The sequence below is a fragment of the Streptomyces sp. SID5910 genome (assembly GCF_009862125.1).
Lineage (GTDB): Bacteria > Actinomycetota > Actinomycetes > Streptomycetales > Streptomycetaceae > Streptomyces.
The window spans coordinates 1-2,867 of sequence record NZ_WWHX01000894.1 but is presented as its reverse complement, the minus strand read 5'-3'; the positions used below and the strand labels follow the sequence as shown (position 1 = coordinate 2,867).

Annotated in this window: 3 protein-coding genes; 1 reads left to right on the top strand and 2 read right to left on the bottom strand. The window is 74.1% G+C overall.

Annotated elements, in window-relative coordinates:
• Positions 1-88 precede the first annotated feature (88 nt).
• The gene (locus GTW67_RS31430; protein ID WP_161168145.1) at positions 89-1,021 is read right to left on the bottom strand and encodes a Ppx/GppA family phosphatase; all 933 of its coding nucleotides are present in this window, start codon (positions 1,019-1,021) and stop codon (positions 89-91) included.
• 71 nt (positions 1,022-1,092) lie between these two features.
• Here GTW67_RS31430 and GTW67_RS31425 point away from each other — a divergent pair, with 71 nt between their 5' ends.
• The gene (locus tag GTW67_RS31425; RefSeq protein ID WP_161168144.1) at positions 1,093-1,935 is read left to right on the top strand and encodes a DUF3109 family protein; all 843 of its coding nucleotides are present in this window, start codon (positions 1,093-1,095) and stop codon (positions 1,933-1,935) included.
• 20 nt (positions 1,936-1,955) lie between these two features.
• Here GTW67_RS31425 and GTW67_RS31420 read toward each other — a convergent pair.
• Positions 1,956-2,867: BACON domain-containing protein (locus GTW67_RS31420; protein ID WP_524539843.1), on the bottom strand; the 912-nt coding region annotated here is incomplete at its 5' end.

The following is a 2,867-nucleotide window of genomic DNA, read 5'->3' as shown; positions in this document are numbered from 1 at the left end:
GTCTTGGGTGCGGCTTTGCGTTGGGTGCGGATTTGCTCTGGGTGCGGGTTCGTCTTGGGTGCGGCTTTGCTTTGGGTGCGGGTTCCGCCTAGCCCTGGTCCATGTGGTCGAGGCGGCGCAGGATCACGCCCTCCCTGAGTGCCCAGGGGCAGATCTCCAGGCTCTCCACGTGGAACAGGTCCATCGCGGCCTCCGCGACCAGGGCCCCGGCCAGGAGCTGGTTCGCGCGGCCCTCGGAGACGCCGGGGAGCTCGGCGCGCTCGGCGGCGGTCATGGCGGCCAGGCGCGGCACCCAGGCCTCCAGCGAGGCCCGCTTCAGCTCACGCTGGACGTAGAGGCCCTCCGCCGAGCGGGCGGCACCCGCGATACGGGCCAGCTGCCGGAAGGTCTTCGACGTGGCGACCACGTGGTCCGGGGCGCCGAAGCGGCTGAACTCGCCGACCGTCCGGGCGATCTCCGTACGGACATGGCGGCGCAGCGCCCTGACGTCGTCCGGGTCGGGCGGGTCGCCGGGCAGCCGGGCCGCGGTCAGCCGGCCCGCGCCGAGCGGCAGCGACACGGCCGCGTCCGGCTCCTCGTCTATGCCGTACGCGATCTCCAGCGAGCCGCCGCCGATGTCGAGGACCAGCAGCTTGCCCGCCGACCAGCCGAACCAGCGTCGGACCGCGAGGAAGGTCAACCGGGCCTCCTCGGCGCCACTGAGCACGGTGAGCTCGACGCCGGTCTCGTCGCGGACACGCGCGAGGACGTCGTCGGCGTTGCGCGCCTCGCGCACGGCGGAGGTGGCGAAGGGCAGCAGGTCCTCGACGCCCTTGTCCTCGGCGGCCTGGAGCGCCTCGTGGACGACCGTGATCAGTCGGTCCACGCCCTCCGGACCGATCGCACCGTCCTCGTCCAGGAGTTGGGCGAGGCGCAACTCCGCCTTGTGCGAGTGCGCGGGCAGCGGGCGCGCGCCGGGGTGCGCGTCCACCACCAGCAGATGCACCGTGTTCGAACCCACGTCGAGGACACCGAGTCTCATAAAAGGAACGCTACTGCCGGCGGGACGGCCAGCGGTGCCGTCGTCCGGTCCGGGCGACTTACCCTGGAACCGTGCCAAAGACGAAAAAGGCGAAGGACGGAAAGTCGCCCAAGAAGGACAAGCAAGGCAATAAGGGCCCCGTGGCCGGTCCCCCGGCGGGTGATGAGAAGGGGCTCGACTTCGCGCGCGCATGGGTGGAGTTCCCCGACCCGGCGGACGACGAGCAGGTCTTCCGCTGCGACCTGACCTGGCTGACCTCGCGCTGGAACTGCATCTTCGGCAGCGGCTGCCAGGGCATCCAGGCCGGCCGCGCGGACGACGGGTGCTGCTCGCTGGGCGCCCACTTCTCCGACGAGGACGACGAGCAGCGCGTCGCCGGGCACGTGGCGAGGCTCACGCCGGACATCTGGCAGCACCACGCCGAGGGCACCCGGAACGGCTGGGTCTCCGAGGACGACGAGGGCTCCCGCCAGACCCGGCCCTTCCAGGGCTCGTGCATCTTCCAGAACCGGCCCGGTTTCGCGGGCGGCGCGGGCTGCTCGCTGCACATCCTGGCCCTGAAGGAGGGCCGGGAGCCGCTGGAGACCAAACCCGACGTGTGCTGGCAGCTGCCGGTGCGGCGGACCTACGAGTGGATCGACCGGCCCGACGACACGCGCGTGCTCCAGGTGTCGATCGGCGAGTACGACCGGCGCGGCTGGGGACCGGGCGGGCACGACCTGCACTGGTGGTGCACGTCGGCGACCTCCGCGCACGGCGCGGGCGACCCCGTGTACGTCAGCTACCGTCCGGAGCTCATCGAGCTGATGGGCAAGGCGGGCTACGACCGGCTGGTGGAGCTGTGCGAGGCGCGACTGGCGTCGCAGCTGCCCCTGCTGGCGCCGCATCCGGCGGACCCCGCGCCGCGCCGCTGAGGCGGAGGCGGAGGCGGCGGTCAGGATCCGGTCGGGCTCGGGGCGCCGCTGTCGCCGCCGTCTGACGGGGGTGACTCGCCCCCCGTGCCGCCGGTCGGGGTCGGGGTGGTGGGCGTCGGGTCCGGGTCGGGTGACGTGGGGGTCGGGTCGTCGGTCGGTGTGGGGTCGGGGGGCGGCGACGTCGGCTGGCTGGGGTCGGGGTCGGGGTCCGGGTCCGGGCCTGGGCCCGGGTCGGACGGGGACGACGAGTCGTCGGGCGTGCTGGGGCGCGGGTCCGGGTGGGACGGGCTCGGGGCGGTGCCGTAGCCCCGGATGGAGACGACGGCGCCCGCGGGCGAGACGGCCACCTTGGCGCTCCAGTGGCCGGACGGCTCGCGCAGGTGGTCGACGTACACCCTGAGCGTCAGCGTCTCGCCGGGGTGGAGCGTGCCCGACGACTGGCTCAGGTACAGCCAGGGCGCGGTGGTGGCGGCGGACCAGCGCACCGGTGCGTCGCCGGTCGCGGTGAGGGTGATCAGCGTGGTGTCGCCGTGGTGCCCCGCCGTCACGTCGAGGTGGCCAGCGCCCTTCGCTCCCGCGCCGGAGACGCTGACGACCTCCACGGAGACGTCGGCCTTGCCGTCCTTGCCGTTCTTGCCGTCCTTGCCGAAGGGGGCGCCGGGGGTGCTGCTCGCGTTGCCCGCGTTCTCGTAGCCGTCCGCCGCGTCGCCGTCCGGGCCGTGCGCCTCGCTGGCGCTGGCCGAGCGGCCCTCCTCGCCCTCGCCCACCGGGGTGCCGCGGTAGGCCGCCCACAGGGCCAGCACCGGGGCCGCGACGACGGTGGCGACGACGGTGGTGGTGACGGCGCGGGCGCGCAGGCGGTCCCGGCGGGCCGCGCGGTCCTTGGGGTCCATCGGGAAGCCGCGGCGATCGAAACGGGGGGCGGCGGGCCG